Consider the following 26,414-nt stretch of genomic DNA (forward strand, 5'->3'; position numbering starts at 1 on the left):
ACCTTCTATTATGCATGTGTTGCCTAGAAAAAGATGCAAGATTATTGAAGTGTGTTGTTAACTTTTTCTATATAGCTCAAATCGATTTACATGATCAGTAATATCAACTTTAATCACACAGCAAACTCATCCTGTTTCACGTATAATTCCATAAATTTCTAAATAAAAAAAGGATGCTGTGCATGAGCGCTCGTCACTCACGTTTAATTATTTTAGGTTCAGGCCCTGCAGGTTATAGTGCCGCAGTATATGCTGCACGTGCCAACTTAAAACCGACTTTAATTGCAGGCTTACAATTGGGTGGTCAGCTCACCACAACTACGGAAGTTGATAACTGGCCGGGTGATCCTGAAGGTTTAACAGGCCCAGCGTTAATGGAACGTATGCAAGCTCATGCAGAACGCTTTGGCACAGAAATCGTGTATGACCATATCAATGAAGTGAACCTGAATGTGCGCCCATTTGTACTCAAAGGCGATATGGAAGAGTTTACCTGTGATGCTTTAATCATTTGCACAGGTGCGACTGCACAATATTTAGGTTTAGAATCTGAAGCAGCATTTATGGGTCAAGGCGTAAGTGCTTGTGCTACCTGTGATGGTTTCTTCTACAAAAACCAAAAAGTGATGGTCGTTGGCGGTGGTAACACGGCTGTTGAAGAAGCATTATACCTGTCTAACATTGCATCACACGTGACATTGGTGCATCGTCGTGATTCACTTCGCTCTGAAAAAATCTTGCAAGATCATTTATTTGCCAAAGAGAAAGAAGGCAAAATCAGCATTCTTTGGAATAACCAAGTTGATGAAGTCTTGGGCGACAACACAGGCGTAACTTCAGTACGTTTAAAATCAACCACCGATGGTTCTACTCAAATTGTTGATGTGTCTGGCTTATTCATTGCGATTGGTCACAAACCAAATACAGGCATGTTTGAAGGTCAATTAAACTTGCGTGATGGTTATATCCAAGTACAAAGCGGCACTGCAGGCAATGCGACACAAACTTCTGTGGCTGGCGTATTTGCTGCGGGTGATGTAGCCGATTCCATTTATCGCCAAGCGATTACTTCTGCAGGTTCAGGCTGTATGGCAGCACTGGATGCAGAAAAATATTTAGATGCACTTGGTGAATAATTTAGTGTCCAAGTTTAAAGACCGCTCTCCTTGAGCGGTTTTTTTATCACGACATTTTTAGGTATGATGAAATCAAGTTCATCGCAAAACTTCATACGGCAATTGATATGCACACGCTCCCCGCTTCACAATTCATTTTCCCCGATCCCATTGAAGTTGATCCTGAGGGTGAAGGCTTGATTTGTGTAGGTGCAGACCTTTCCCCTTCAACCTTATATGAAGCCTATACACATGGCTTATTTCCATGGTTTTCAGAAGGTGATCCTATTTGTTGGTGGAGTCCTGAGCCACGTTGCGTGATTATTCCGCAACATTATCAGCCGAGTAAGTCTTTAATCCGCAACATGAAAAAAATGGATTATCGCATTACTGTCAATCATGCCTTTGAACAGGTAATTCGCAATTGTGCCTTGCCCCGTAGCTATGCCAATGAAACTTGGATTTCTGAAGAGATCATTCAAGGTTACAGTCAGCTTTTTGCAGCAGGTTATGGCTACAGTGTCGAAGTTTGGGAGCAAGATCTTTTGGTCGGTGGTTTATATGGGGTCAGCATTGGCAAGGGCTGTTTTGGTGAGTCCATGTTTAGCCATCGCACTGATGTATCTAAAATGGCATTTTATAGTTTGATGCTGCTCGGACAAGAACAACAATTGCCTTGGATTGACTGTCAATTGGTCAATGATCATTTAATTAGTCTGGGCGCATGTACACTTTCTCGCCAAGACTATCTTAAATCGTTACAAGATGTTGTAAAACAGCCTGCAATCAATTGGAAAAAATATCAGGACAGTGTATTTTCAAGTAAAACAATAGCGCAGTATGCGCGCCTATTTGAATGACAATAACAGAGAGGGATCTTGAAAATGAATTCATATCACCCAAAATCCCTGCTAAATGATTTGCAGTATTACATTACTCCGCCGCATGATTGCAGCTATTTACCCGAAAAATCTGCGCGGATGGTTTTTTTAGACCCTGCACATAAAATTGATGTGCTGACTTTGTCTGAACTCTCTCGGGTCGGTTTTCGTCGCAGTGGCGATTTTGTCTATCGTCCTGAATGCCATTTGTGCCGCCAATGCCTTTCTTCGCGTATTCCTGTCGCTGAATTTAAAATGAACAGCACCCAAAAAAAAGCTTGGAAACGCAATCACGATTTACAAATCAAAATCACCAAGCCACAAGATGCAGGTGATTTGCATTATGCGCTGTATGAACGCTATATCAATGAACGACATGCCGATGGCGATATGTTCCCTGCCAGCCGTGACCAATTTGAAAAATTTTTAATCCACAGTTGTACCAGCAGCTTCTTTTTAGAAGTTTGGCAAGCAGATCGCCTAATTGCGGTATCGACCTGTGATTATTTAGATGATGGTATTTCTGCGGTCTATACCTTTTTTGACCCAGACGAAAGTCGTCGCTCACTCGGAACATTTGCGGTATTAAAACAAATTGAACAGGCACAGCATTTGGGACTGCAATATGTTTACTTAGGCTATTGGGTACCACATTCCAATAAAATGAATTATAAATCGCAATATGGGCCCCTTGATCTACTACTCGATGGTCAATGGCGACGCATTAACCGCAGCCTAAATACCGATGAGGTGCAGCAATTGGGAAACTCCTTAATGACCACGCTGCCCGTAGGCTGGAATAACTCCATCATCAAATAAAAATGTAATGATGCAATACTATTTTTGCATCGATCAGATTTACTTAAACAAACTGGCAAAATCATCGCTACAAGATTTCACCATAATAATGGCATGCTCACGTGTGCCATCCGTTTTAGGATAATAATTTTTACGTAAATCAATTTGATGAAAACCTGACTTTTCATACAGGGCTATCGCAGCTAAATTACTTTCGCGTACTTCTAAAAAAATCTGCACAGGTTGGTTCTTCAATCCTGCAATAGAATGTTCTAGCAGTTGATAACCTAAACCTTTGCCTTGCTGACTTGGATGTACCGCCATCAACAACAAATTCGCTTCATCCAACACAGGTTGTAAAATACAAAAACCCACCACTTTCCCTGCGTGTTCAATCACGGTACTGTGATAACTGTCCACCGCTTCGGCAAATTGTTTGGCACCCCACGGATGACTTTGTACCAAATTTTCAATCGCAACCACATCAGCGACATCATGGGCTTGCATTAAACGAATCATAAGAAATGATCTTGTGCTGTTCTAAGATGTAGGCATTATAGATTTCACGACAAAAAAATCGAGCAAAAAAAAGGCAACTTACGTTGCCTGACCAAAGGGAAAAGTTTAAAAGCCTAATTTAGCTTTCCAAGTATTTAATAATGTTGTGGTATCAAAATCGTTAGGATGAAAATTCGGTTTGAAATAGAACAACATTTCTTTGCCCATGCCTGTAATAATCCCTTTAGATGGACTATAGGCATAACGATAAATCATGCGTAAATTTTCCAAATTCAACTGCTTGTCTTGTTTTAGTAAACGCAACAAAAAATAGTTTTGTACAAAAAATAAAGTCAGCATCGAAATAACCAAAGAACTTGTACGTAGTGCATAGGCTTTCAGACCTTTGCCAAACACACCTTCAAATACATCATACGCAACAGCTTTATGTTCGTTTTCTTCAATCGCATGCCACAACCACATAGTTTTCATGGTGTCATCGGTCATCAATTCTTGAATATGTGAATTGGTTAATAATTGCGAGGCAATCGTTGCCGTGAAATGTTCTAGCGCGGTTGTTGCGGTTAAATCTACCATTTCCTGTGTAATGCCGATCGGTTTAGCCAACTTTGCCATAAATTTGCGTGTGGTTTGAATCACGGTATCTGTATGACGATCCAAAGTATCAACATCATGCCCAAATTTCTGTGCAGAGGCATTAAAACCGACATGCTCATGCGTGTGCATGGCTTCTTGTCCAATGAAGGCACTGATTTCTTTCTGTAAATCTAGATTGTCTTTCAGCATTGGGTGATAACGCACAGCACGCACACTGTCTATAAAGAACTTCTCACCTGCGGGAAATAACGCAGATAATGCAGTCATAAAATGCGTTAGACCTGCATTACCACTCATCCAATATTCAGGTACAGCATCAAAGTTGAAATTCATACGACGGACAGGAAAACTCGCCCCTGCACGTTCACTAATACTCACTTTAGCATTCATGTTGCTCACTCCTGAGATTACAACAATGAAGTTATTCATTTCATGTAACCCGCTATATTTTTTATTTTTCGGTATGAGTTCATATTACGGTTTTCTGTGCGGTATTTAAGTGCAGTTAAGGACAGTGAGTTGTCAGTTCAGGACATGAGGAATAAAAAATAATGATAAGTGAAATTATTTTTTGTGACGCAAGAGTAAAAAATAGACAATGAAATTATTTTTACGACGCAAGAGTAAAAAAATAGACGATGATTTTTTATGACGTAAGAGCAAGAATAATTAGACAGCAAAATTATTTTTATGATGTAAGAGAAAAAAAGGCAACTAAACCGCAGCAAAAGAATGTTCATAAAATGGTTTTAGATTGATTCAAGGTTTAAAGAACAGCTATTTCATCCATCAATACAGTAGGACAAGCTTTCATCCATCTGGAAACTAGCACACAAAATACAGCCATAAAAAAAGCGCCCCAAATGGAGCGCTTTTTCACACTATAAAGTGATTATGCTGTTACTTTAGCAACAACACCAGCACCTACAGTACGACCACCTTCACGGATCGCAAAACGTAGACCTGGGTCCATTGCGATTGGGTGGATTAATTCTACTGACATTTCAACGTTGTCACCTGGCATTACCATTTCAACGCCTTCTTTCAACTGGATTGCACCAGTTACGTCAGTTGTACGGAAATAGAATTGTGGACGGTAACCGTTAAGGAATGGAGTGTGACGACCACCCTCTTCTTTAGAAAGTACGTATACTTCCGCATCGAATTTAGTGTGTGGCTTGATTGTACCTGGCTTAGCAAGTACTTGACCACGTTGTACGTCTTCACGCTTAGTACCACGTAAAAGAACACCACAGTTCTCGCCCGCACGACCTTCGTCAAGAAGTTTACGGAACATTTCTACGCCAGTTACAGTTGTTTTAACTGTGTCTTTGATACCAACGATTTCAACTTCTTCGCCTACTTTCACGATACCAGTTTCAACACGGCCAGTTACTACTGTACCACGACCAGAAATTGAGAATACGTCTTCGATTGGCATTAAGAATGCTTGGTCGATTGCACGAACTGGCTCTGGAATGTAAGTGTCAAGCGCTTCAACAAGAGCTACAACAGCGTCTTCGCCATATTGACCTGATTCACCGTTAAGTGCTGCAAGAGCAGAACCACGGATTACTGGAGTGTCGTCGCCTGGGAAGTCGTAAGTAGAAAGAAGTTCACGAACTTCCATTTCAACTAATTCGATTAACTCTTCGTCGTCTACGATATCGCATTTGTTTAAGAATACGATGATGTAAGGTACACCTACCTGACGAGAAAGAAGGATGTGTTCACGAGTTTGTGGCATTGGACCATCAGTCGCTGAACAAACAAGGATCGCACCGTCCATCTGAGCAGCACCAGTGATCATGTTTTTAACATAGTCGGCGTGGCCTGGGCAGTCTACGTGCGCGTAGTGACGAGTTGGAGAATCGTATTCTACGTGAGAAGTATTAATTGTAATACCACGTGCTTTTTCTTCTGGTGCAGAGTCGATAGCAGCGTAATCTTTCGCTTCACCACCAAACTTACGTGCACATACTGTAGCAATCGCAGCTGTTAAAGTTGTTTTACCATGGTCAACGTGACCGATTGTGCCCACGTTAACGTGTGGCTTATTACGTTCGAACTTAGCCTTAGCCATGAGATCTTCCTTTTTAAAACAACTCATGGAGGATCACTCCATGAGCATTAGGTTTTTTAACTATGAATTAGTTTGCGCTTATAGTAATCGAAAGATTACTCGTCGTCACCTTTTTTACCACCAGACTGGAATTTAGCAATGATGCCATCTGCCACGTTACGTGGAGTTTCAGCATATTTAGCAAATTCCATAGAGTAAGTCGCACGACCTTGAGACATAGAACGCATGTGTGTTGCGTAACCAAACATCTCTGCAAGTGGAACTTCTGCACGAATTGCTTTAGTACCACCAGGTAAGTCGTCCATACCTTGAACCATACCACGACGACGGTTTAAGTCACCCATGATATCGCCCATGTAGTCTTCTGGAGTTTCTACTTCAACTTTCATGATTGGCTCAAGAAGAACAGGATCTGCTTTCATGAAACCGTCACGGAATGCGTAAGAACCCGCCATTTTGAACGATAATTCGTCAGAGTCGACATCGTGGTAAGAACCGTCGAATAATGTCGCTTTAATGCCTACAACTGGGTAACCAGCCAAGACACCATTCTTCATACGTTCTTGGATACCTTTGTCTACTGCACCGAAGAATTCTTTAGGTACTACACCACCTACAACTTCTTCAGCGAATTCGTAGTCTTTACCAGCTTCAGGATCAAGCGGCTCTAAACGTACGAATACGTGACCGAATTTACCTTTACCACCAGTTTGACGTACGAATTTACCTTCTTGCTCAATCGTCTTTTTGATCGTTTCGCGGTATGCAACCATTGGTTTACCAATGTTCGCTTCTACGTTGAATTCACGCTTCATACGGTCAACGATGATGTCAAGGTGAAGCTCGCCCATACCCGCAATGATCGTTTGACCAGATTCTTCGTCTGTACGAACGCGGAATGATGGATCTTCTTTCGCCAAGCGACCTAAAGCAACTGACATTTTTTCTTGGTCAGCTTTAGTTTTAGGTTCAACAGCCAATGCAATTACTGGCTCTGGGAATTCCATACGCTCTAGTGTAATTACGTGGTTTTCATCACATAATGTATCACCAGTAGTTGTATCTTTAAGACCTACACACGCTGCGATATCACCTGCACGAATTTCTTCGATGTCGTGACGGTCATTTGCGTGCATCTGTACGATACGACCAATACGCTCACGCTTCATTTTCACTGGGTTGTAAACCGGGCTACCCGCTTTAAGAACACCAGAGTAAACACGTACGAACGTTAAGTTACCAACGAATTTGTCGTTCATGATTTTGAACGCTAACGCTGCGAAAGGTGCTTCGTCAGACGCTTCACGAGAACCTTCAGTTTCGTCTTTGTCGTCTAAGATACCTTTGATCGCTTCAACGTCAGTTGGTGCAGGTAAGAATTCAATTACTGCGTCCAACATACGTTGAACACCTTTGTTTTTGAATGCAGAACCACACATTGCAGGTTGAATTTCACCCGCTAATGTACGTTGACGTAAACCAGCAACGATTTCTTCTTTAGAAAGTTCGCCATTTTCTAGGTACTTGTCCATGAGTTCTTCTGATGCTTCTGCAGCAGCTTCAACCATGTTCGTACGCCATTCTTCAGCAGTTGCTTGAAGGTCAGCTGGAATCTCACCGTATTCAAACTTCATACCTTGTGAAGCTTCATCCCAGATGATTGACTTCATTTCGATTAAGTCAACAACACCTGTGAATGTGTCTTCTGCGCCCACTGGAACAACGATAGGCACTGGGTTTGCACCCAAGCGAGTTTTCATTTGTTCAACAACGCGGAAGAAGTTTGCACCTGTACGGTCCATTTTGTTCACGAACGCTAAACGAGGTACTTTATATTTGTTTGCTTGACGCCATACAGTTTCAGACTGAGGTTGTACACCACCTACAGCACAGTAAACCATACATGCACCGTCAAGAACACGCATAGAACGCTCAACTTCAATTGTGAAGTCAACGTGTCCTGGGGTGTCAATTACGTTAATACGGTGTTGGTCAAACTGGTTACCCATACCTTTCCAGAAGCATGTTACAGCTGCTGAGGTAATAGTAATACCACGTTCTTGCTCTTGTTCCATCCAGTCAGTTGTTGCTGAACCTTCGTGAGTTTCACCAAGTTTGTGACTTTCACCTGTATAGAACAAAATACGTTCTGAAGTTGTTGTTTTACCCGCATCGATGTGCGCAGAGATACCAATGTTACGGTAACGAGAAATTGGGGTTTGACGTGCCATGATTTCTAGCATTCCTAAATTTTGTTGTTTAAAACAGGACGCTTTAAGCTGCCTAGCAACTTAAAGCGATTTGATGACAATTCAGTGACAACCGATTCATCACCCTCCTGATTAGGGCCTGTTTTATCCGCTTAGAAACGGTAGTGAGAGAAGGCTTTGTTGGCTTCAGCCATACGGTGCACATCTTCACGTTTTTTGATCGCTGCGCCTTTACCTTCAGATGCATCAAGCAACTCGCCAGCAAGACGTAACGCCATAGTTTTTTCAGAACGCTTAGCAGCAGCATCTACCAACCAACGCATCGCTAAAGCAGTACGACGGGATGGGCGTACTTCCATAGGAACTTGATAAGTAGCACCACCAACACGGCGTGCTTTTACTTCGACCATTGGACGAACTTTTTCAAGCGTAGCTTCAAAAAATTCAACTGGGTCTACTTTAGATTTTTCTTGAACGCGGTCTAAAGCACCGTAAACGATACTTTCAGCAATAGATTTTTTACCATCTTGCATTACGTGGTTCATGAATTTAGCGATTGTTTGGCTGCTGAATTTAGGATCCGGAAGGATTTCACGAGCAGCGACTACGCGACGTCTTGGCATTTTAAACTACCTATAAATATGACACTTCAGGGTGATCCAGCCGTAGCACAAAGTGTCGTGTGCATTTCGCTGGCCTTACTACACGTCGCTTGAATTTCACAAAATTAAATGCAGAAATCAGACAAGCGAGACGATAAAGGATTGCAGTTCTACGAACTAAGAGTTTAATCTTTAAAAGATTATTTCTTAGGACGTTTAGCACCGTATTTAGAACGTGACTGGTTACGATCTTTCACGCCAGCACAGTCTAAAGAACCACGAACGGTATGGTAACGTACACCTGGTAAGTCTTTAACACGACCACCACGGATAAGAACAACACTGTGCTCTTGTAGGTTGTGACCTTCACCACCGATGTAGCTAGAAACTTCAAAACCTGAAGTTAAGCGAACACGGCAAACTTTACGCATTGCTGAGTTAGGTTTTTTAGGTGTAGTTGTGTAAACACGTGTACAAACACCACGACGTTGTGGACAAGCCTTCAACGCAGGAACTTTTGATTTTTCAACCAAAGTCGTACGACCCTTACGGATCAACTGATTTGTTGTTGCCATGTGGCAATTCTCCCGTTAATAAAAAGCCCCAAAAACATACTACTTTTTGAGGGCATGCAATTGTAAGCGAAGATAGAAAAATGGTCAATATTTCATAGGCAGTTAAAATACCAACCAAATTTCTACTTATCACTTGTTTTTATTCAGCTTTTGGCTTGCGAGTACTTGTACGAGTTCTCGGCTTTTTTGTAACCTGCTTTGCAGTTTCTGTACTTGATGTTACTGGATTTTCCGAAACAGTTTCAGCCACTTGGGTTGAATCTTCCACAGGCTCTAAAGCATCTTCCAGCATATATTCATCAATTTCTTCTGCAGGTACAGCAGGTTTTTGCGGTGCAACTTCAGCATGTGGCTCTAGCATTTGATCTGCCAATTCTTCTAGACCTTGCTGAATATTTTCATCGAGCTGTGCTGCAATTGTTTCCACTTTGTCCGATTTTTTCTGCACTTTTACCGCTCGGATACTTTCATGGTCTGATACGGTTTGCACTAAAGCATCTGACGGCGCAGATTCCGCGCGCTCTTGCCCCGCTACTAATTCATCTTGCTCCGCATGTTTAGCTTCATTGCCCTTCAATTGCTCCAAGAGTTTAGGCGCAGCCTGTGCCAGCAATTCCAACGATTTTTCATACGCATGAATGGCAGATAAATTGCTGTCTTTATGCTGAATTAAATAGCTACGGGCATTGGAAAATACTTGCTGTGCCTTGTGATGCACATCTTCCACCAATTTCCAGCTATATGCTGCACTCACCGATGCGGTTGCTACAGGCGTGAGTTTATTCAACATGGAAAACTTAGGTACATGATTCAACCACGGCCATTTGACTTGACCTTGCTCATTCAAGAAGTATTTCTTTAATGCCTCATAATCATTGCTTGAACCGAGCATATTTTGTAATTGATGCACATCATGAGTTTGCAGCATATTAGATAAGGTTTTTAGCCCCATCAACACTGCTTGCTTTTCTGCAATGACGCCTAAATCAATTTGTTTAAAAATAAACTGAACAATTTCTTGCTCGGTGTCTTTGTTCAGTTCAAAACCGTATGCACGTCCCACCTGATAAATGGTACGCAAAGACATCACAATAGATGCAGGCACATCAATAGTTGAACCGATTACTCCTGTTGCACCTGTCAATGCGCCTTGCAGTGATGCAATCCATTTATTTTGTTCTGCGAGTGCCTGACTAATTCGTTTAGAACGATCTACATCTTGAGTCAATTCTTCTAAATCGCGTACGCCAGCCTGATCAAGCACATCATCAACAGAGCTGATATTGGAAGTAAAACTATTCAACTGATCAAATAGGTAATCTGAAATTTTGTCGGAAAAATCGGGCGACACAAAACTCGCCACCTGATTGACGCGGTTATAGTGACGACCTAAAAGCTGACGTGAAACTTGTGGCACATGCTGTCTGAGCATGTGTTGAGGATTGTCATATTGACGTGCTTGAAAAGCACTAAAGCTACGCGCCTGACCTTCAATAATTTGTCCTGATTTTGCACTGTGCTCATCCTTTGCTACAGCACTTGGTGCAACTTGCTGCAAAACATGGATGCCTGTTCTGCTGAGCTTTTTAGCCACTCCAATCGCATTCGAGAAGAATCCGCTTGATTGTTTATTCTTGGAATCTGACATTCTTACTCCTCATTTTTAATTTCTATGATTTATGGGTAAATACTAGGTGTAGTCTAAGTTTATCTCAATGTGATTGTGTATCTTTTGGTTGGCTTCCTGCATCTTATTTGCTGCTTCACTGCGGTTTGATCTTCTCTGCAAAGTGGCATCATATTTGCCATAAGAATTCAAAATTCTTTCTGTTATTATGAACGCAATTGTAAGACATGAGTCATACCGTATCAGCGATTGCTTGGCAATTACGGTGTTCGGCTCAACATTATCACCATAAAAGGGATCTGTAGATGAAACGTGTTGTAATCACCGGCATGGGCATTAACTCGTGCATTGGTAATACTTTAGAAGCTGTGACTCATTCTTTACAAAACGGTATTTCAGGAACACGTTCCAACCCAACTTATGCTGAACTTAATTTCAAAAGCCACGTAAGTGCAGCAGCAGAACAAAACTTTAACCACATTGACCGTAAATTAAAACGCTTTATGGGCGTGTGTGCGATGTACGCTTACAACGCTGCAGTAGATGCCATTGAACATGCGGGCTTAAAGCAAGAAGATTTAGCAGGCAACCCACGTTACGGTATCGCGGGTGGTTCAGGCGGTAACTCAACTGCATCTGTTGCAGAAATGATTGAGCTACTTGAAGAAAAAGGCGCACGTAAAATTGGCCCGTTCTTCGTACCACGTAACATGTCGAACACCATTACGGCAAACTTGGGTGTTGCGTTCAAATTACAAGGTATCGCGCACTCAATTACCAGTGCATGCGCAACTTCTGCCGATGCAATTGGTTATGCCTACAACCTAATTCAATTGGGTAAACAAGATTTAATGCTTGCAGGTGGCGGTGAAGAAGATCACTGGTCACAAAGCTTATTGTTTGATGCGATGGGTGCTTTGTGTTCTAAATACAACGACACACCAGAAACAGCATCTCGTCCGTACTCTGCAGACCGTGATGGTTTCGTCATTGCAGGTGGTGGTGGTTTCGTGGTTCTTGAATCACTTGAACACGCACAAGCACGTGGTGCAAATATTTTAGCTGAAGTGGTTGCGTATGCTGCAAACTCTGACGGTGCAGACATGGTTGCACCAAGCGGTGAAGGTGCAACACGTTGTATCTTGATGGCTTTAGACGAAGCGAAACAACACGGTGTAGACGCAATTGACTATGTGAACACACATGGTACTTCTACTCCAGCAGGCGACGTGACTGAATTGAAAGCCATGGAACGTGCGTTTGGTGAAGGTAAAGTGCCTGCTCTTAGCTCAACGAAGTCAATGACTGGTCACAGCTTGGGTGCTGCAGGCGTTCAAGAAGCAATTTATTCTGTCTTGATGATGCAAAACGACTTCATTGCACCAAACATCAACGTCACTGAACTTGATGAAGGCGCGAAAGCATTTGATATCGTACTTGAAAAACGCGACACAAAATTGAATACTGTGATGAGTAACAGTTTTGGTTTTGGCGGTGTAAATGCCTGCCTTATTTTCAAGAAGTGGGATGAATAATCTCCTATAGGATAGTCGATGGATGCACCTTCTGATGCTTTTTTATGGGTAAAAGCATTACATATTATTGCCGTGGTTTGTTGGTTCGCTGCATTGTTCTACTTACCACGTTTATATGTTTACCATGCCATGAGTGAAGATACACTGAGCCATCAGCGTTTTGAAATCATGGAGCGCAAGTTGTACCGAGGGATTATGTGGCCGTCTATGATTGCCACCCTCATCACAGCACACTTTTTGGTAGATTGGGGCGATGCGACCCGCAATTACCACGATGCGTTATGGTTTTACCTGAAAGTAGCATTGGTCGGTTTATTGGTGATTTACCATTTGGTTTGTGGCTATTACCGCCAAAAACTGATTGGCAATGCGCATTATAAATCACACAAGTTCTGGCGATTCTTCAATGAAATGCCGACTGTGCTGCTATTAGCGATTGTAATTTTAGTCGTGGTAAAACCACAGTTCTAAAATTTGAAACGCCAAGTATCCTGACATCTCAACCTGATTCGGTTGTAAAAAAACCTCAGTGCAAAGAACTGAGGTTTTTTTATGGGTGACAACTAAAAACAGCACTTATGCTTTAATTCAACGTATTTGTGAGTAAGGCTGAAAGCCCAATGCCGCTGCTTGTTTCTGCTGAGATTGAGGAATCGTGACAATAGCAATTTTTCCATCTGCACCACCACAGACCTGTGCATACATCCGCCCATCTGAACCTACACTGGCCCGCTTCACCTGAATCTGTGCTTGCTGTAAACGCTGAACAATTTCCGTAAGGGTTAAACCTGAATCTGGCTCACACTGTCGATGTTGCAATGATGTGTACATTTCGACCTGCGCAGTAGGTGTTGTGGATGTAGCAGCATGATTGGCACATGCAGTCATCAGTATTGAAACCGCTACTACTGCAATAGATTGACTAAATATCTTCATCACATACCCTCTTTCAATATTAAAATTAAATATTCAAATTAAATATTGAAGCACGATCTTTGCAATAACACTGCGCTAGAAATACAAACAGATGTAAGCATCTCGCTCATCCAGATAACTGTTCAAGCACCGACAAAATTTGCGCAAAACACTGAATTCTATGTTTTGGTGCAGCCAAGTCTAACTCCTGAGCCGAACCATAGCCATATTCGACTGCAACACAATCGACACCATTGGCTCGCGCACCGAAAATATCGTGTTCACGATCTCCAATCATTAAACATTGTTCAGGTTGCAATTGTTCTTGCTGCAAAATATAGGCAATTAAGTCCGCTTTATGGGTACGCTCACCATTCAGTTCACTACCATAAGGATATGCAAAATATTGCAATAAATCGAAGTGATCTAAAATTTGGCGTGCATAAATTTCAGGCTTGGCTGTTGCTAAAAACAGTCGATAGCCTTGTTGTTTTAAAGCTGCCAATGTTGGAGCAGCATCTTCAAAGACGTGATTTTCAAACAAGCCTGTCGCAGCAAAACGCTCTCGATAGCCTGCTAAGGCTTGCTCTGCCAATACTTCATGCACATCTACATGAAGTAATTTTGCCAAAGAGGCTTTTAAGGGCGGCCCGATAATCCAATCAATATTTTCCGTATCTGCAATAGGATGTCCAACCTTAGCCAAACCATAACGCGCAGAAGCGGTAATGCCCTCTTTCGGGTCGGTCAGCGTGCCATCTAAATCAATTAAAAGGTTCTTTATCACAATGTCAGCCTATGTGCCTAAATGACTATCGAGTGTTACTCCAAAGTTGCCTATACTAACGTAAATAGAAGCAATTAAGGATATGTGTGTGCGACCAACAGTACTATGTTTTTCTGGTTTAGACCCTTCGGGTGGCGCTGGTTTACAGGCTGATATTGAAGCCGTTGGCAATAGCGGTGCACATGCAGCGATTGCCTGCACAGCACTGACCATTCAAAACTCTCAGCAAGTATTTGGCTTTGAAGCAACGTCTAAAGAATTGTTATTGGCGCAAGCCAATGCGGTGGTGAATGATTTGCCCATTAAAGTTGTAAAGTCGGGCATGTTGGGCACCACTGACAATATTGCAGCGCTGGCAGATTTTTTACGTGCACATCCTGATTATTTATATGTGCTTGACCCTGTTTTGGTTGCCAATAGTGGTGGTTCTTTAGGTGATCAAGCGACTTTGGTTCAGGCATTTGTCGAGTTGATTCCACTGGCGACTTTAATCACGCCAAATACTGTGGAATTACGTGCCTTAACGGGTGAAGATGATTTAGAACGCGCAACAGCTAAATTATTTGCAATGGGCGCGCAGGCCGTTTTGGTCAAAGGTGGGCATGAAGATACGCCTGACTATATTCGTAATGCACTGTATATTAACAATGAAATGGTTTCAGAAACCCGCTGTCCACGGCTTGAAGGTGAATATCACGGTTCAGGCTGTTCATTGGCGAGCTTTATTGCAGGGCGCTTGGCAATGGGAGATCAACTGAAACAAGCGGTACATCATGCTGAAACTTGGTTGTTTGGTGTGCTTAAACATGCTGAAACACCTGTTCCAAATGGTCAGAAAATTCCGAAACGGTTTTAATTTTAAGGCAGAGATATTTAAGCCCTGAGCATATATCAGGGCTTTTTATTTCAATTCTTAACGTTCATGTCGTTGTTTTAAATTTTCAACATGCTCACGATTTGTTTTCCAAGACTTCTCCAAAATTTCTTTTTCTATCCGTAGTTGAATACGTTTAAGCTTCATCGGTGGAATCACCTCATGCTGAAAGCCTTTAATAAACTCAATCCAAGCACTGCCTTTAAAAACATTCTTAGGTAAACTGGTTTTAAATTCACAATCTGGCATAAATACAATCACAGAATGCAGCAATTGAGGCTCGACAATATCGCTCAATACCGATTCCAATACTTTTATATGTTTATAATTTTGATAGACAGGGTTCTGAAACTTATAGCTTTTCTTATAAATCTTTTGTGTCCATACTTTTTGACGCTCTCCACCAAAAATCCAGCCTTTATAGTTTTTCGTTTCAATCACAAAAACGCCAAAAGGACTTAATAAAATATGATCAATTTGCGTTGTCCCTGCCGACTCATCAGGCAAAGTCACGTCATTCAATAAAATATAACGCTCATCTAAATACAGTTTTACATGCGTACTTACTGCGAGTTCCCCCACCTTTCCCTTTAGAAAAGGTTTGAAAATTTTGATCAGCCCTACACCTGCAACAAGCAGAATAAGCCACCAAAACTGCAACAATAATGTTTTTAACATTTCCCCTGCTCTATTCTATTTTGATCAAAATTGTTGTTGAATCTCAGTCATTTAAACTTTTGAAGTTGAAGATTCTAACTTTAACAAAATCGCTTTATTATCCAACCCGCCTGCAAAGCCCACCAATTTTCCACTTGCACCCACCACCCGATGACACGGTGCAATAATCGAAATTGGATTTTTGCCATTTGCCGCCCCTACGGCACGCATCGCATTCTCACTACCAACTTGTTCGGCAATTTGCTTATAACTACGAGTTTCCCCAAAAGGAATGCTTAATAACGCCTGCCAGACTTTCTTCTGAAATTCAGTGCCTTCAAAATCAAGAGGCACATCAAATTGCTGACGCTGACCTGCAAAATACTCTTGGAGTTGCTGCTGAGTTTTGAGCAAAATTGGATGATCATCTTGTCGAACTAAACTGGCTAAACGTACCCGTTTATGATCTTCGTTATCCCACATTACCGCAACCAATGCGTGATCGTGAGCCACCAATTTAAGCACGCCTACAGGAGTGTCCATTTCAGTAAATGCCAATTGCATTATTTTTCTCCTCAAGCAGGTTGGGTATCTGGTCATCCTGTTTTTAACTCAAACCGATCTGTTATTGAGCACACACTAAAAGACTGCATTCCAAGTTAGCTGGATGAAATTTTCATAAGCACCAAACCTGAAATAATCAGAACTGCAGCCAACATACGCATAGCACTGGCAGGTTCGCCTAAAACAAAAATACCGACTAAAAATGAACCGACTGCGCCTATACCTGTCCAAATCGTATAAGCCGTGCCTAATGGCAAAGTACGCATGGCATAGGCCAAAAGCGCAAAACTTAAAATCATAAAAAAGATAGTCACGATACTGGGCGTTAATTTACTAAAGCCGTCAGACAACTTCATGGAGTATGCCCAAACCACTTCAAAAATACCCGCCAATATCAACATCATCCAGGCCATAACGCCCTCCTTCAATAGCATGAAATCAGGCCGTCCTGAAGATTTTTCTTGTCGAGTGTTCAGTCACTTTGACTATTTCTAAAAACCCAAACAAGGGAGGTCGTTCCTCCTGTTGCAATTTAAGCCACCGCGCAGCGATGATCCGTCTATTTTAAACTTAAAATTTTGCGCGCACCATTCAATACAAACATGGCCACAACTAAGCCAATAATCAGGTCTGGATAATTCGACCCTGTCAGCATCACCAAACCGCCCGCGATAATCACACCTAAATTCACAATCACATCATTGGCGGAAAAAATATAACTGGCTTGCATGTGGGTTCCACCATCTTTATGCCCTGAAATTAGCCATAAACAGGTGACGTTTGCCAGCAATGCCACAGCACCAATGACCATCATCAACATGGATTCAGGCTCACTGCCTAAGAAGAAACGGCGCAGGACATCAAAGATAACCAGTGCAACCAAACCCAGTTGTACCCAACCAGACAAATGTGCAGCTTTGAGCTGTTTCTTGGCGGATTGACCCACGACAAATAAAGCCAAACCATACACGGCGGCATCGGCAAACATATCTAAGGAGTCAGCAATTAACCCAGTCGAAGATGCAATTAAACCTGCAATTAATTCCACCAAAAACATAGCGGCATTAATACCAAGCAAGGCATATAGCACTTTTTGTTGTGCAGCGCTGTTAGATACAGGCAGTTCAGTTTGTGTATTGGCTTCAGTCTGTTGCAACACAGCACCCAAACCCAATGCTTCTAATTTATGGGTAATTTCTGTGGCAGATTGGTTGCTGTGATAAACCTTTAAAAGTCGTGCAGGTGAATCAAAAGACAAGGCTGCAATATCATTATGATCTGCCAAAGCAATCCGCACCATTTGTTCTTCTGCGCCACAATCCATTTTAGGAATATGGTATGCACTCACCCACGGACTCAAAAGTTCCGAATCCAAAATTGTTGCTTTATCTGTCTTGGCAGTCGTTGCAGATGTACAGCTATTTTGATCAGCACAGCTTTTTTCTGTATCGCAAGACGAACCACAGCCTGTATCGCCACATGACTTGGAGTGTGTAGGCGCAGTTGCACAAGGCTGGTTTACATTTTTTTGCGTATCACAACCACAGCCAGTATTGTTTAGATTTTGGTTTTCTAAGTTTTTATCTTGATTCGATTGAGGATCTTGAGTTGATGAAGACATACGCCACACCCAAAAATACAATAGGCTCAGTATAAACCAAGCCTATGTATTTAGGGACAATCTATTCTATTTAGAAGCAGCAACGATCCATTGACTTAATCATTGATAAATACCCCTAATCATTAAAACCTGAAACGCAAGCCTATCGCATATAAGCCGCTCTGCTCGGAATCGGTTGCAGACTGCCAAGCAGTGTGTTGATCACCTTTCGTATACTCATAACCTGCACTGATATACGGCATGATGTTCTTGCTGATTTCATAACGCATTTCCACACCCACAGCTGCGCGGTTGAGTCCTGTTTTTTTCGCATATTTGGCATCATCCTGCAGAATAACATCTACATCTAAATAAGGCTGTGCGATCAATTTCTGAGTCAATAACAGATCCCGTGTGGTTTCCAAACTCAAAGCCGCATATTGATCCTCACCCAAATAAAAATAAGCATCGGTTTCAAAAAAATATGGAGCTAAACCATGTAAGCCAAACACAGCGTCAAACTTATCTTCTCGGTCTGTTTGATGCTCTTGCTGATTCACTTCGTGTCGATATCGCACACCTGCTTGCACATCCCAAAAATCTGAAATCATACGACTGTATAACAACTTGGCATCATATTCAGTCGCTTGTGACTCTTGCTTATCGCTATGAATTTTCACAAACAACTTGTTTTCATCAGTTCCGATACGAGTTTGTAATTTAGATTTGAGCACTCCCTCGGCATGATCATTCACTTGCCATTGCGTATCTAAAGTGCTCACCGCGTACACCTGCGCACCATGTTCTTTACGATGATCGTGTGACTGCGACTCTTGCACGGACGAATCGGATTGATGCGATTGATGCGATTGATGCGATTGATGCGATTGATGCGATTGATGCGATTGATGCGATTGATGCGATTGATGCGATTGATGCGATTGATGCGATTGATGCGATTGAGTATCAGCCTGAGCTGCAATTGTTGCAATCTCTGCTGAACTGGCATGTGCACTATGCACCTCTGTCGCTGCTAGCCCAACTGTACTGATGCAGCAGACAGAAATACTTAAAACTGTTTTCGCAAAAAGATTAATGTTGTGCATGTGCTGCTCCTTTTTGCGCTGTCGCTGAAGGGGTTTGAGTGGCTTGAATTGCTGTGGTTGAAAGCGGTTCATTTTCACTCACCTGCGCTACAATCAATTTATTCATCATTCCCGCGCTCATGTGATAGAGCAAATGACAATGTATTGCCCATTCACCTAATTCATCTGCAGTAAGCAGTGCAGTTACAGTTTGACCTGGCGGCACAATTAAGGTGTGTTTATTCGGCATTTCTGCTGCCGTTTGACCATTTTCCAACTGCATAAACATGCCATGTAAATGCATTGGATGTGCCATCATGCTGTCATTGATAAATTTAATCCGAATACGCTCACCATATTTCACCTTGAGTGGTGTGGCATCACTAAATTTCTTACCGTTGATTGTCCAGATATAACGCTCCATCGTACCGCCTAAACGCACGACCAATTCACTGCTTGGTTCACGTGTATCTGCTTGTGGCTGCAGCGATTTCAAATCTTCATAGTGCAAGGCTTTATGCCCCGCGGGTGTAGAAGCATTTGCCCATCCATATACCACCGCATTTTTGTGTTCTGTTGAAGGCATGCCATGTTGTGTATGCGTATTTTCAGACATTGTTGCATGGTTCATCTTGGAATGATCCATTTCCGACATTACCGCATGATTCATCTTGGAATGATCCATTTCCGACATCGCTGCATGGTTCATCTTGGAATGATCCATATCCGACATCGCTGCATGGTTCATTTTGGAATGATCCATTTCAGACATCGCTGCATGATTCATTTTTGAGTGATCCATATCCGACATCGCTGCATGGTTCATTTTGGAATGATCCATTTCAGACATCGCTGCATGATTCATTTTTGAGTGATCCATTTCAGACATCGTTGCATGGTTCATCTTGGAATGATCATCGCCTGAATGCTCTGTAGCATGCCCCATATCTTGCATGGTGAGTAAAGCACGCGGGCGCGCTGCAGGGAGCTGTAGATTTGATGTTGCAGAATGAAGTTCACTCTGCAAGCTACCCACAGCAAAACCTGAGCGGTCTATTGATTCCGCTTCAATTTGATAATGCGCTGCTTGAGGTTCAACAATCACATCGTAGGTTTCTGCAGTGCCGATACGAAATTCATCCACAGTAACAGGTTTGACTGGCTGACCATCGGCACTGACCACTGTCATTTTTAAGTTTGGAATCCGCACATCATAAAACGACATGGCAGAGGCATTGATAAAACGTAAACGCACTTTTTCATTTGGCTTAAATACACCTGTCCAGTTCTGTTCAGGTGTCTTGCCATTCATTAAAAAAGTATAGCCTGTGACATCGGAAAGGTCGGTTTTCAGCATGCGCATCTGATTCCACATTTTGCGGTCTGACCATGTGGCTTTTAGCCCATCACGCTGTACTTGACGCCAAACATCACCTAAGGTTTCACGCTGATTTTGATAAAACTCGGCTGAAATTTTTAAATCTTTCTGAATTTGATTGCTAGATTTTTCATGAAAATCTGACAGCATCACCACATAATCACGATCTGTGTATTCATGTGCGTTTACGGCTGGCTTGGCTTTAGGATGAATCACCAAAGAGCCGTATAGACCATCTTGTTCCTGACCTTTGGAATGTGCGTGATACCAATAGGTACCACTTTGACGTACTTTAAATTGATAAACAAAATGTCCTTGTGGCTTAATCCCTTGAAAACCATTAAATCCAGGCACACCATCCATCAAACCGGGCAACAATAAACCATGCCAGTGAATAGATGAGTCCTGATTTTTTAATTGATTATTAACGTGAATTACCGCCTCATCGCCTTCTTCAAATTCGAGTGCAGGCGCGGGAAATTGTCCATTGACTGTAATACGTTGAACAGGTTTTCCCGTGATATTGACCGTTTGTTCTGCAATGGTCAGGTGATATTCCTTGACCGCAGCAAATGCAGAACTCGAACACAATGCACAGACTGTTAAAAACAGCGCAGGCTGATAAAATTTAGACATGACTTAATCCTTAAAATAAAACGTAAAAGTGTTTTGAATTCAGGATTAAGCTTTGGGTGGACGTAAAATTTGCTGCCAATGCCCAAGTAAATGTTGAGCTTGATAAGCAGGCAACAGAATATTGACCGATGTAAATGCTATAGGTTGAATCAGTTCAGGGACTTGCACATTCAACACACTGTTTAAGCTTTGACAATGCAACTGCGCACAGTCCTGACAATTCGTCTTTGCAGTAGAAAAATCAGCCGAGCCATAACAATCTGCCGCATTTAAATCGGTATCCGTTGCGGATGTGTGCTGACTGAGATGATGGTTGGCCTTGGCATCATGCCCAGATATATGCTGCTTGGTTTCAGGATACGTTTGTAAAGCTGTGGTATGACAATCTGGTAAAGATGTCATTTCACTCGCTGCGGTTGCAGAATGTCGAATCTCAGACCCTGCTGCCTGATTTGACATCATCCAATCATGTGCAGGTTTTACCGCAGCACTAACAATACCACTCCACCCTATGACAAATGCCATCAGGACAACAAACCACATTTGATTGTAGGGTTGAGTCAGCACTAAATAAATTCCTGAGTATGAAAGATGCAGACCTGAACTTGCACAAGAATTGAACATTTTTGCCAAGTACAATCCACAATCTGCAATGCACTCAATATAATTCAAGCCCCACTTATACACAATATCTTCTGCATTGAAAAACAGAGTGAATCCGTGCGATTTAAAAGCCAACTAAAACAATCAAGTTATATATTAAGCAACTTATTTTTATAATTAACTGAGTAAATACTCAATAAATTCAGTGTATTTAAAATAAACAAAAAGGATTCGACTGAATCCTTTTTATACTTATTTTGTATAAGTCATAAACAATTGATGTACAAATGTTTATAAATTAATCGGCTTATCCATAGTGTTATCAACATAGATATCCATACGGTTATCTACAAAGTTATCCACAGCATAAGCACTTGTGATTGTAGAAATTTATACTTCGACTGCGCCAACTTTTGCCAATTCAGCACGCATTTCATCAATCACCGTTTTATAGTCTGGCTTGCCAAAAATTGCTGAGCCTGCAACAAACATATCTGCGCCCGCTTCTGCAATTTTACGAATATTGGCAGGTCCCACACCACCATCGACTTCTAAACGGATATCACGACCTGAAGCATCAATGATTTGACGTGCCTGACGTAATTTCTCTAAAGTCATTGGAATGAATTTTTGCCCACCAAAACCTGGGTTCACACTCATGAGTAAAATCTGATCAACTTTATCAAGTACATAATCTAAATAATGCAGCGGTGTAGCAGGGTTAAATACCAAACCCGCTTTTGCCCCGCCCGATTTAATCAGTTGCAATGAACGGTCAATATGCTCTGAAGCTTCAGGATGGAACGTGATAATGTCTGCGCCCGCTTCTAGAAAATCACCAATCATGCGGTCTACAGGTTTTACCATTAAGTGCACATCAATTGGTGCAGTAATACCATAGTTTTTCAATGCCTTACATACACCTGCACCGAAAGTTAAATTCGGTACATAGTGATTATCCATCACATCAAAATGCACCACATCGGCACCTGCCTGAAGTACATTTTCCACTTCTTCGCCTAGACGAGCAAAATCTGCAGATAAGATAGACGGCGCAATTAAATAAGGCTTGGACATGGGAGAACCTAGCTAAATATTGGGATTGTGGCGCATTATAGCAAAGACTGCTTGGTGTGGTGGATTCTGTTACGATTGGATCATTCAGTTCGATGATTCAGGTCGATCAGCCAATTTGATAGTTCTATCTCCGCAACGCTCTGTTGCAGCACTCCACTGTTCTTTCAGTCTGGCTTTGTTATAGTAAAGGTCTTTACTCATTTGAACAAAATGCTGGTTTCAACAGATGATGAACAGTTCTGCCCATATTCAAACAACGCAAGCAAGCCGTATTGCCAAGCGTCTACTCAACCACTGGAAACATAAATTTGACGTTGCAGAAAGCGCAACCCAATACCAAATTATGATGCCAAGTGCCACAATTCTACTTATACCCCAAACACATGAGCTTGTAGTTGAAATTCAGGTAAAAAATACTGAAACAGATTTAAGTTACCTCGAACAAGTCGTGCTTGATCATTTAAGTCGTATGGGACAAACAGAATTGAGCGCGGTTTGGCAACGGTACTAACTGTTTCATGTTAAGGCGCTAAACGCTGCGTTTGTTCAAAATCCTTAACCGCTTGAATACGTTTTTGTGTTGCAGGATGGCTTTGTAAAAAATCCAAAGGGCTTTTGGCGGTGTCTTCACCTGCATCTTCTGCCAAACGCTCCAGAAAATGAGCGAGATGAATGGTTGGAATGCCGTGAGCGTGCATCGTATTTAAAGCATAATTATCTGCTTCTGATTCAAAATTACGTGAATAATTTGCACCTACAAGCGCCACAGGCAAGGTCGAAACTAAATCTGTACCATCTCCTGTAATCGCGAGCAAAATAATACTAAACCCTAAACTCGATAAGGCTTGTTGCAAACTGTGTCGTTCTACCAAATGCCCTTGTTCATGTGCCAAAACGCCAATGATTTCCTGATCATTCTGCGCCAATTCCACCAATTCATCGGTCAAAATAATGGTGTTATTCGGAATTGCCAAAGCATTCGCGCCTAAGCGATCACCTTGTCGAAACAGCACTTTGGCAGGTGTATCTCCTGCAATGAGCTTGCGATAATCTGCCAAAATTTTCTGCTGACGTACTGCGGGCAATTGACTTGGCGCTGTCATATCTAAAATATAACGCTCTGCTTCATCACCAATTTGATTTAAGGTGTTCGCAGGCAATTGAAAGGCAACGTATTTTGATGCACTTGGGATGCCCCATTGCACTGTGACAAATACCATCAACGACACAAAAACCAGACTAAATACGATCAGACTTGGCGTGCGTTCCAATTTCCAGATGGAATGCTGCACCTGTTTATTTCGCAGTTGAAACCACTCAGGTAAGGCTTGGGAAAATTCAATACGCGCATCATCTTTGAGTTCAATGACAGGTTGAATTTTACCCAGTGCCCCCACCAACATCATGTCTTGATAATGATAGCGCCGCTGTTGCTGTAAATTTTCACCATAACGAATAAGTACCGACTGAGCATCTACAGGAGAGATTTTGGCAGCCCATGGTTTAGACACTACACCATCATAAAACACTACATCCACGACCTGTGCCGCCATCTTCTTCTCCTAGCTTACAGCGATACATCAATATCAAAAATATCACTGAGTTCTTCTGCAAGTGCGCTATGTTCAGCTTGCAGTTGATTGATCATCAAATCTGGATCATTTTTTAAATGTAGACTTAAAGACTCAACCTGATAGCGATATAAACGAATGGCTGCCCATGGGGTCATTAAACCCAAACTCAGAACTTTCACAATCCAATTGGTCACCACAATCCAAGTATAGTGCCACTGTCCGCAATCGGTCTGAAATTCACTACGACTGATACTGGTATTGTTCCATGTGGTGATAAAAATTCGCGCCGACATTAGTGGCCAAATTAAAAATATCCCCAACAGATAAACCGCTAAAAATAACCAAACCAACTGCGCAGGATTACGACTCAACTGTCCTGCCAAAGCCAACATTATCCCGACAGCAAGCAAAATGCCAAAGAACAAAAAAATAGGCATATACATTGCGCGCATATATGCTGGCCAGTCTGCTTTTAGTTTAAATTTAAGCTGTCCTGCATATAAATGGTCTAGGCAATAACGCTTATACATCCACACCAACACAGGAAAAAATAAGCCCAAAGTAAACAAATTAATTACGATACATTTTAGAAATACCCAATAGGCTTCTTTGTTACTGCCTGAAAAATAAAAACGCGCATTGCCAAATTTACTATTTCGCGCCTTGAAACGGATGGTCGCTCGAATCAACCACGGCACAGCCAAATATAAAGCCACCACGCCAATAACCATGGCTTTGACTGAATAATTGGAAACCACCGAGATCGCAACATAAATTCCAATGGCAATTAAACGTCCCAATAAAATTTTATGTGGGATGCCCGTGAAATCAAAACGACGTTTGATTAATTCGGTATTGCCATAAAAGTAGCGCAAACGACGTACTTTTGCCCACGGTGCATACAGCCCAAAGGTCACGATCATCAACAAAATATTGACAATCCAAATACCAAAATACTCTGAGGCACTACCATGAAATTGAAAATGATGAATGCGTCCAAGTAATGGATTACGCGCAGGCGGTGTTGTAGGCTCCGCTGGAAAAAACGGGGAAGATGGCGTTGCTTGTTGTGGTGAATCCCATTCTGAATTGTGCATGTGATGCCTTATTTATTTTATTGTGCAGTCGTTATTTTACCTAGACACTCAAACCCAAATGAGCAATCTTTCCAAATGGTAAAAAAGCAAGTGTCCACCATTCTAATTAAAAGTGAACAACTTGCCTAGAAAAGTTTAAAAATCAATATGTAAAATTGAGTACTTTGCTTAGTCAGTTTGCAATTGCACCGCATGGAATTGTAAATGCTGATCTATAAAGCTTTGAATGAAATAATAGCCATGATCATAGCCTGCATGTTCACGCAAACTCAGTTTTTGCCCAACCGCATCGCAAGCCTGCTGAAATAATGCAGGATTGAGCTGACTGTAGAATTGGTCTTGCAATCCCTGATCAATCAAAATTTCACTGAACAATGCACCTTTGGCCTGCACTAAAGCAGTCGCATCGTGCTGTAACCATACTTGCTGATCTGTACCTAAATAATTCGAAAACGCTTTTTCACCCCACGGGCATTGGCTTGGCGCACAAATCGGAGCAAAAGCAGACACTGACTTAAATTTTTCATGATATTTCAACGCGAGGGTCAATGCACCATGACCGCCCATACTGTGCCCCATGATGCCAACGTGCTGTGCCTGAATTGGGAACTGTTGCAATACCAATTGATAAAGCTCATCGGCTACAAACGTTTCCATTTGATAATGTGCCGCCCACGGTGCTTGTGTTGCATTGATATAGAAACCTGCACCCTGCCCAATATCCCAATGGTCGCCTTTGGCAACAGCTTCGCCACGTGGTGAAGTATCTGGACTAATCAAAATTAGTCCCAATTGCGCTGCCATGTACTGCGCATGTGCTTTAATCGCAAAGGTTTCTTCGTTACAGGTTAAACCTGCCAAATAAAATACCGCAGGACAAGCCTGCCCCGCCAAAGCTTGTTCTGGTAAAAAAATGCCAAACTGAGTTTCAGTCTGTAAAGCATTGGAATGAAAACGATAAATTCGTTGCTCACCCTCAAAACAGCGGTTGTTCTGAATTAACTCCATCACCCTCTCCCCTTTGG

At 41.9% G+C, this 26,414-nt stretch carries 27 protein-coding genes; 7 read left to right on the forward strand and 20 right to left on the reverse strand.

Features of this window, described 5'->3' with window-relative positions:
* Positions 1–182: 182 nt before the first annotated feature.
* From trxB to FTV43_RS03165, 3 genes are all read left to right on the forward strand, one after another.
* Positions 183–1,136, forward strand: coding sequence for a thioredoxin-disulfide reductase (gene trxB, locus FTV43_RS03155; RefSeq protein WP_104852414.1), 954 nt, complete (start codon positions 183–185; stop codon positions 1,134–1,136).
* 107 nt (positions 1,137–1,243) lie between these two features.
* A complete protein-coding gene (gene aat, locus FTV43_RS03160) occupies positions 1,244–1,975 on the forward strand; it encodes a leucyl/phenylalanyl-tRNA--protein transferase (protein WP_096902699.1) in 732 nt (243 codons plus the stop codon).
* A 24-nt stretch (positions 1,976–1,999) separates the two neighbouring features.
* Positions 2,000–2,815 (forward strand): arginyltransferase, encoded by an 816-nt coding sequence (locus FTV43_RS03165; RefSeq protein ID WP_179994841.1) that lies wholly within the window; start codon positions 2,000–2,002, stop codon positions 2,813–2,815.
* 39 nt (positions 2,816–2,854) lie between these two features.
* Here the strand turns inward: FTV43_RS03165 and rimI are convergent, their stop codons facing one another.
* From rimI to FTV43_RS03200, 7 genes are all read right to left on the reverse strand, one after another.
* On the reverse strand, positions 2,855–3,313 hold the full coding sequence (rimI, locus tag FTV43_RS03170; RefSeq protein WP_179994842.1) for a ribosomal protein S18-alanine N-acetyltransferase: 459 nt from the start codon (positions 3,311–3,313) through the stop codon (positions 2,855–2,857).
* Between the two features lie 105 nt (positions 3,314–3,418).
* Positions 3,419–4,300: a metal-dependent hydrolase gene (locus tag FTV43_RS03175; RefSeq protein ID WP_179994843.1), complete on the reverse strand. Its 882-nt coding sequence runs from the start codon at positions 4,298–4,300 to the stop codon at positions 3,419–3,421.
* 502 nt (positions 4,301–4,802) lie between these two features.
* Complete coding sequence (gene tuf, locus FTV43_RS03180; RefSeq protein WP_004975768.1) at positions 4,803–5,993, reverse strand: elongation factor Tu; 1,191 nt, start codon at positions 5,991–5,993, stop codon at positions 4,803–4,805.
* Between the two features lie 95 nt (positions 5,994–6,088).
* The gene (gene fusA, locus FTV43_RS03185; protein ID WP_004975278.1) at positions 6,089–8,224 is read right to left on the reverse strand and encodes an elongation factor G; all 2,136 of its coding nucleotides are present in this window, start codon (positions 8,222–8,224) and stop codon (positions 6,089–6,091) included.
* A gap of 131 nt (positions 8,225–8,355) precedes the next feature.
* Entirely contained in the window at positions 8,356–8,826 is a 471-nt protein-coding gene (rpsG, locus tag FTV43_RS03190; protein ID WP_004975277.1) for a 30S ribosomal protein S7, read from the reverse strand.
* Between the two features lie 179 nt (positions 8,827–9,005).
* Complete coding sequence (rpsL, locus tag FTV43_RS03195) at positions 9,006–9,380, reverse strand: 30S ribosomal protein S12 (protein WP_000246374.1); 375 nt, start codon at positions 9,378–9,380, stop codon at positions 9,006–9,008.
* A gap of 139 nt (positions 9,381–9,519) precedes the next feature.
* Complete coding sequence (locus tag FTV43_RS03200) at positions 9,520–11,028, reverse strand: EcsC family protein (RefSeq protein WP_179994844.1); 1,509 nt, start codon at positions 11,026–11,028, stop codon at positions 9,520–9,522.
* A gap of 284 nt (positions 11,029–11,312) precedes the next feature.
* Between FTV43_RS03200 and FTV43_RS03205 the strand changes: the two genes are divergently transcribed.
* Entirely contained in the window at positions 11,313–12,542 is a 1,230-nt protein-coding gene (locus tag FTV43_RS03205) for a beta-ketoacyl synthase N-terminal-like domain-containing protein (RefSeq protein ID WP_004975268.1), read from the forward strand.
* Between the two features lie 18 nt (positions 12,543–12,560).
* Positions 12,561–13,013 carry a protoporphyrinogen oxidase HemJ gene (hemJ, locus tag FTV43_RS03210; RefSeq protein ID WP_004975266.1) on the forward strand — a complete coding sequence of 151 codons (453 nt, stop codon included), beginning with the start codon at positions 12,561–12,563 and terminating at the stop codon, positions 13,011–13,013.
* Positions 13,014–13,130: 117 nt separating this feature from the next.
* Here the strand turns inward: hemJ and FTV43_RS03215 are convergent, their stop codons facing one another.
* Positions 13,131–13,478 carry a hypothetical protein gene (locus tag FTV43_RS03215; protein WP_004975264.1) on the reverse strand — a complete coding sequence of 116 codons (348 nt, stop codon included), beginning with the start codon at positions 13,476–13,478 and terminating at the stop codon, positions 13,131–13,133.
* 106 nt (positions 13,479–13,584) lie between these two features.
* A complete protein-coding gene (locus FTV43_RS03220; RefSeq protein ID WP_179994845.1) occupies positions 13,585–14,244 on the reverse strand; it encodes an HAD-IA family hydrolase in 660 nt (219 codons plus the stop codon).
* Between the two features lie 88 nt (positions 14,245–14,332).
* Here FTV43_RS03220 and FTV43_RS03225 point away from each other — a divergent pair, with 88 nt between their 5' ends.
* Positions 14,333–15,100: a hydroxymethylpyrimidine/phosphomethylpyrimidine kinase gene (locus FTV43_RS03225; RefSeq protein ID WP_179994846.1), complete on the forward strand. Its 768-nt coding sequence runs from the start codon at positions 14,333–14,335 to the stop codon at positions 15,098–15,100.
* Between the two features lie 57 nt (positions 15,101–15,157).
* Here FTV43_RS03225 and FTV43_RS03230 read toward each other — a convergent pair whose 3' ends face one another.
* From FTV43_RS03230 to rpe, 8 genes are all read right to left on the reverse strand, one after another.
* Positions 15,158–15,796, reverse strand: a complete 639-nt coding sequence (locus FTV43_RS03230) for a nuclease-related domain-containing protein (RefSeq protein ID WP_179994847.1) — start codon at positions 15,794–15,796, stop codon at positions 15,158–15,160.
* Positions 15,797–15,847: 51 nt separating this feature from the next.
* Positions 15,848–16,339 carry a methylated-DNA--[protein]-cysteine S-methyltransferase gene (locus tag FTV43_RS03235; RefSeq protein ID WP_004975257.1) on the reverse strand — a complete coding sequence of 164 codons (492 nt, stop codon included), beginning with the start codon at positions 16,337–16,339 and terminating at the stop codon, positions 15,848–15,850.
* 95 nt (positions 16,340–16,434) lie between these two features.
* Positions 16,435–16,752: a quaternary ammonium compound efflux SMR transporter SugE gene (gene sugE, locus FTV43_RS03240; protein ID WP_004975255.1), complete on the reverse strand. Its 318-nt coding sequence runs from the start codon at positions 16,750–16,752 to the stop codon at positions 16,435–16,437.
* 146 nt (positions 16,753–16,898) lie between these two features.
* Positions 16,899–17,960 carry a cation transporter gene (locus FTV43_RS03245; RefSeq protein ID WP_179994848.1) on the reverse strand — a complete coding sequence of 354 codons (1,062 nt, stop codon included), beginning with the start codon at positions 17,958–17,960 and terminating at the stop codon, positions 16,899–16,901.
* Between the two features lie 122 nt (positions 17,961–18,082).
* Entirely contained in the window at positions 18,083–19,045 is a 963-nt protein-coding gene (locus FTV43_RS03250; protein WP_179994849.1) for a copper resistance protein B, read from the reverse strand.
* Positions 19,032–21,038 carry a multicopper oxidase domain-containing protein gene (locus tag FTV43_RS03255; protein ID WP_179994850.1) on the reverse strand — a complete coding sequence of 669 codons (2,007 nt, stop codon included), beginning with the start codon at positions 21,036–21,038 and terminating at the stop codon, positions 19,032–19,034. Before FTV43_RS03255 ends, FTV43_RS03250 begins: the two co-directional genes overlap by 14 nt.
* 45 nt (positions 21,039–21,083) lie before the next feature.
* On the reverse strand, positions 21,084–21,662 hold the full coding sequence (locus FTV43_RS03260) for a hypothetical protein (protein ID WP_257224088.1): 579 nt from the start codon (positions 21,660–21,662) through the stop codon (positions 21,084–21,086).
* 369 nt (positions 21,663–22,031) lie between these two features.
* A complete protein-coding gene (gene rpe, locus FTV43_RS03265) occupies positions 22,032–22,718 on the reverse strand; it encodes a ribulose-phosphate 3-epimerase (protein WP_178867928.1) in 687 nt (228 codons plus the stop codon).
* Positions 22,719–22,947: 229 nt separating this feature from the next.
* On the opposite strand from rpe, the gene FTV43_RS03270 reads away from it, so the two are divergent.
* Positions 22,948–23,229, forward strand: a complete 282-nt coding sequence (locus FTV43_RS03270; protein ID WP_026438437.1) for a DUF2218 domain-containing protein — start codon at positions 22,948–22,950, stop codon at positions 23,227–23,229.
* 10 nt (positions 23,230–23,239) lie between these two features.
* On the opposite strand, the gene FTV43_RS03275 is transcribed toward FTV43_RS03270, so the two are convergent.
* The 3 genes from FTV43_RS03275 to fghA all read right to left on the reverse strand — a co-directional run bounded on the left by FTV43_RS03275 (position 23,240) and on the right by fghA (position 26,397).
* Positions 23,240–24,271, reverse strand: coding sequence for a M48 family metallopeptidase (locus tag FTV43_RS03275; protein WP_179994851.1), 1,032 nt, complete (start codon positions 24,269–24,271; stop codon positions 23,240–23,242).
* 14 nt (positions 24,272–24,285) lie between these two features.
* Entirely contained in the window at positions 24,286–25,389 is a 1,104-nt protein-coding gene (locus FTV43_RS03280; protein WP_179994852.1) for a YjgN family protein, read from the reverse strand.
* A gap of 168 nt (positions 25,390–25,557) precedes the next feature.
* Positions 25,558–26,397 carry an S-formylglutathione hydrolase gene (fghA, locus tag FTV43_RS03285; RefSeq protein ID WP_179994853.1) on the reverse strand — a complete coding sequence of 280 codons (840 nt, stop codon included), beginning with the start codon at positions 26,395–26,397 and terminating at the stop codon, positions 25,558–25,560.
* Between the last annotated feature and the right edge of the window lie 17 nt (positions 26,398–26,414).

The organism is Acinetobacter sp. YH16053, from assembly GCF_013417035.1.
Classification (GTDB): domain Bacteria; phylum Pseudomonadota; class Gammaproteobacteria; order Pseudomonadales; family Moraxellaceae; genus Acinetobacter; species Acinetobacter towneri.

What these genes read in the sequence shown, in the direction of transcription:
- tuf (WP_004975768.1), bottom strand. Translation starts at nt 5,993, where the DNA reads ATGGCTAAGGCTAAGTTCGAACGTAATAAGCCACACGTTAACGTGGGC.
- fghA (WP_179994853.1), bottom strand. Translation starts at nt 26,397, where the DNA reads ATGGAGTTAATTCAGAACAACCGCTGTTTTGAGGGTGAGCAACGAATT.
- FTV43_RS03260 (WP_257224088.1), bottom strand. Translation starts at nt 21,662, where the DNA reads ATGTTCAATTCTTGTGCAAGTTCAGGTCTGCATCTTTCATACTCAGGA.
- FTV43_RS03200 (WP_179994844.1), bottom strand. Translation starts at nt 11,028, where the DNA reads ATGTCAGATTCCAAGAATAAACAATCAAGCGGATTCTTCTCGAATGCG.
- trxB (WP_104852414.1), top strand. Translation starts at nt 183, where the DNA reads ATGAGCGCTCGTCACTCACGTTTAATTATTTTAGGTTCAGGCCCTGCA.
- rimI (WP_179994842.1), bottom strand. Translation starts at nt 3,313, where the DNA reads ATGATTCGTTTAATGCAAGCCCATGATGTCGCTGATGTGGTTGCGATT.
- FTV43_RS03215 (WP_004975264.1), bottom strand. Translation starts at nt 13,478, where the DNA reads ATGAAGATATTTAGTCAATCTATTGCAGTAGTAGCGGTTTCAATACTG.
- hemJ (WP_004975266.1), top strand. Translation starts at nt 12,561, where the DNA reads ATGGATGCACCTTCTGATGCTTTTTTATGGGTAAAAGCATTACATATT.
- sugE (WP_004975255.1), bottom strand. Translation starts at nt 16,752, where the DNA reads ATGGCCTGGATGATGTTGATATTGGCGGGTATTTTTGAAGTGGTTTGG.
- aat (WP_096902699.1), top strand. Translation starts at nt 1,244, where the DNA reads ATGCACACGCTCCCCGCTTCACAATTCATTTTCCCCGATCCCATTGAA.
- FTV43_RS03275 (WP_179994851.1), bottom strand. Translation starts at nt 24,271, where the DNA reads ATGGCGGCACAGGTCGTGGATGTAGTGTTTTATGATGGTGTAGTGTCT.
- rpe (WP_178867928.1), bottom strand. Translation starts at nt 22,718, where the DNA reads ATGTCCAAGCCTTATTTAATTGCGCCGTCTATCTTATCTGCAGATTTT.
- FTV43_RS03270 (WP_026438437.1), top strand. Translation starts at nt 22,948, where the DNA reads ATGAACAGTTCTGCCCATATTCAAACAACGCAAGCAAGCCGTATTGCC.
- FTV43_RS03165 (WP_179994841.1), top strand. Translation starts at nt 2,000, where the DNA reads ATGAATTCATATCACCCAAAATCCCTGCTAAATGATTTGCAGTATTAC.
- fusA (WP_004975278.1), bottom strand. Translation starts at nt 8,224, where the DNA reads ATGGCACGTCAAACCCCAATTTCTCGTTACCGTAACATTGGTATCTCT.
- FTV43_RS03250 (WP_179994849.1), bottom strand. Translation starts at nt 19,045, where the DNA reads ATGCACAACATTAATCTTTTTGCGAAAACAGTTTTAAGTATTTCTGTC.
- FTV43_RS03245 (WP_179994848.1), bottom strand. Translation starts at nt 17,960, where the DNA reads ATGTCTTCATCAACTCAAGATCCTCAATCGAATCAAGATAAAAACTTA.
- rpsL (WP_000246374.1), bottom strand. Translation starts at nt 9,380, where the DNA reads ATGGCAACAACAAATCAGTTGATCCGTAAGGGTCGTACGACTTTGGTT.
- FTV43_RS03235 (WP_004975257.1), bottom strand. Translation starts at nt 16,339, where the DNA reads ATGCAATTGGCATTTACTGAAATGGACACTCCTGTAGGCGTGCTTAAA.
- FTV43_RS03175 (WP_179994843.1), bottom strand. Translation starts at nt 4,300, where the DNA reads ATGAATGCTAAAGTGAGTATTAGTGAACGTGCAGGGGCGAGTTTTCCT.
- FTV43_RS03205 (WP_004975268.1), top strand. Translation starts at nt 11,313, where the DNA reads ATGAAACGTGTTGTAATCACCGGCATGGGCATTAACTCGTGCATTGGT.
- FTV43_RS03230 (WP_179994847.1), bottom strand. Translation starts at nt 15,796, where the DNA reads ATGTTAAAAACATTATTGTTGCAGTTTTGGTGGCTTATTCTGCTTGTT.
- rpsG (WP_004975277.1), bottom strand. Translation starts at nt 8,826, where the DNA reads ATGCCAAGACGTCGCGTAGTCGCTGCTCGTGAAATCCTTCCGGATCCT.
- FTV43_RS03255 (WP_179994850.1), bottom strand. Translation starts at nt 21,038, where the DNA reads ATGTCTAAATTTTATCAGCCTGCGCTGTTTTTAACAGTCTGTGCATTG.
- FTV43_RS03280 (WP_179994852.1), bottom strand. Translation starts at nt 25,389, where the DNA reads ATGCACAATTCAGAATGGGATTCACCACAACAAGCAACGCCATCTTCC.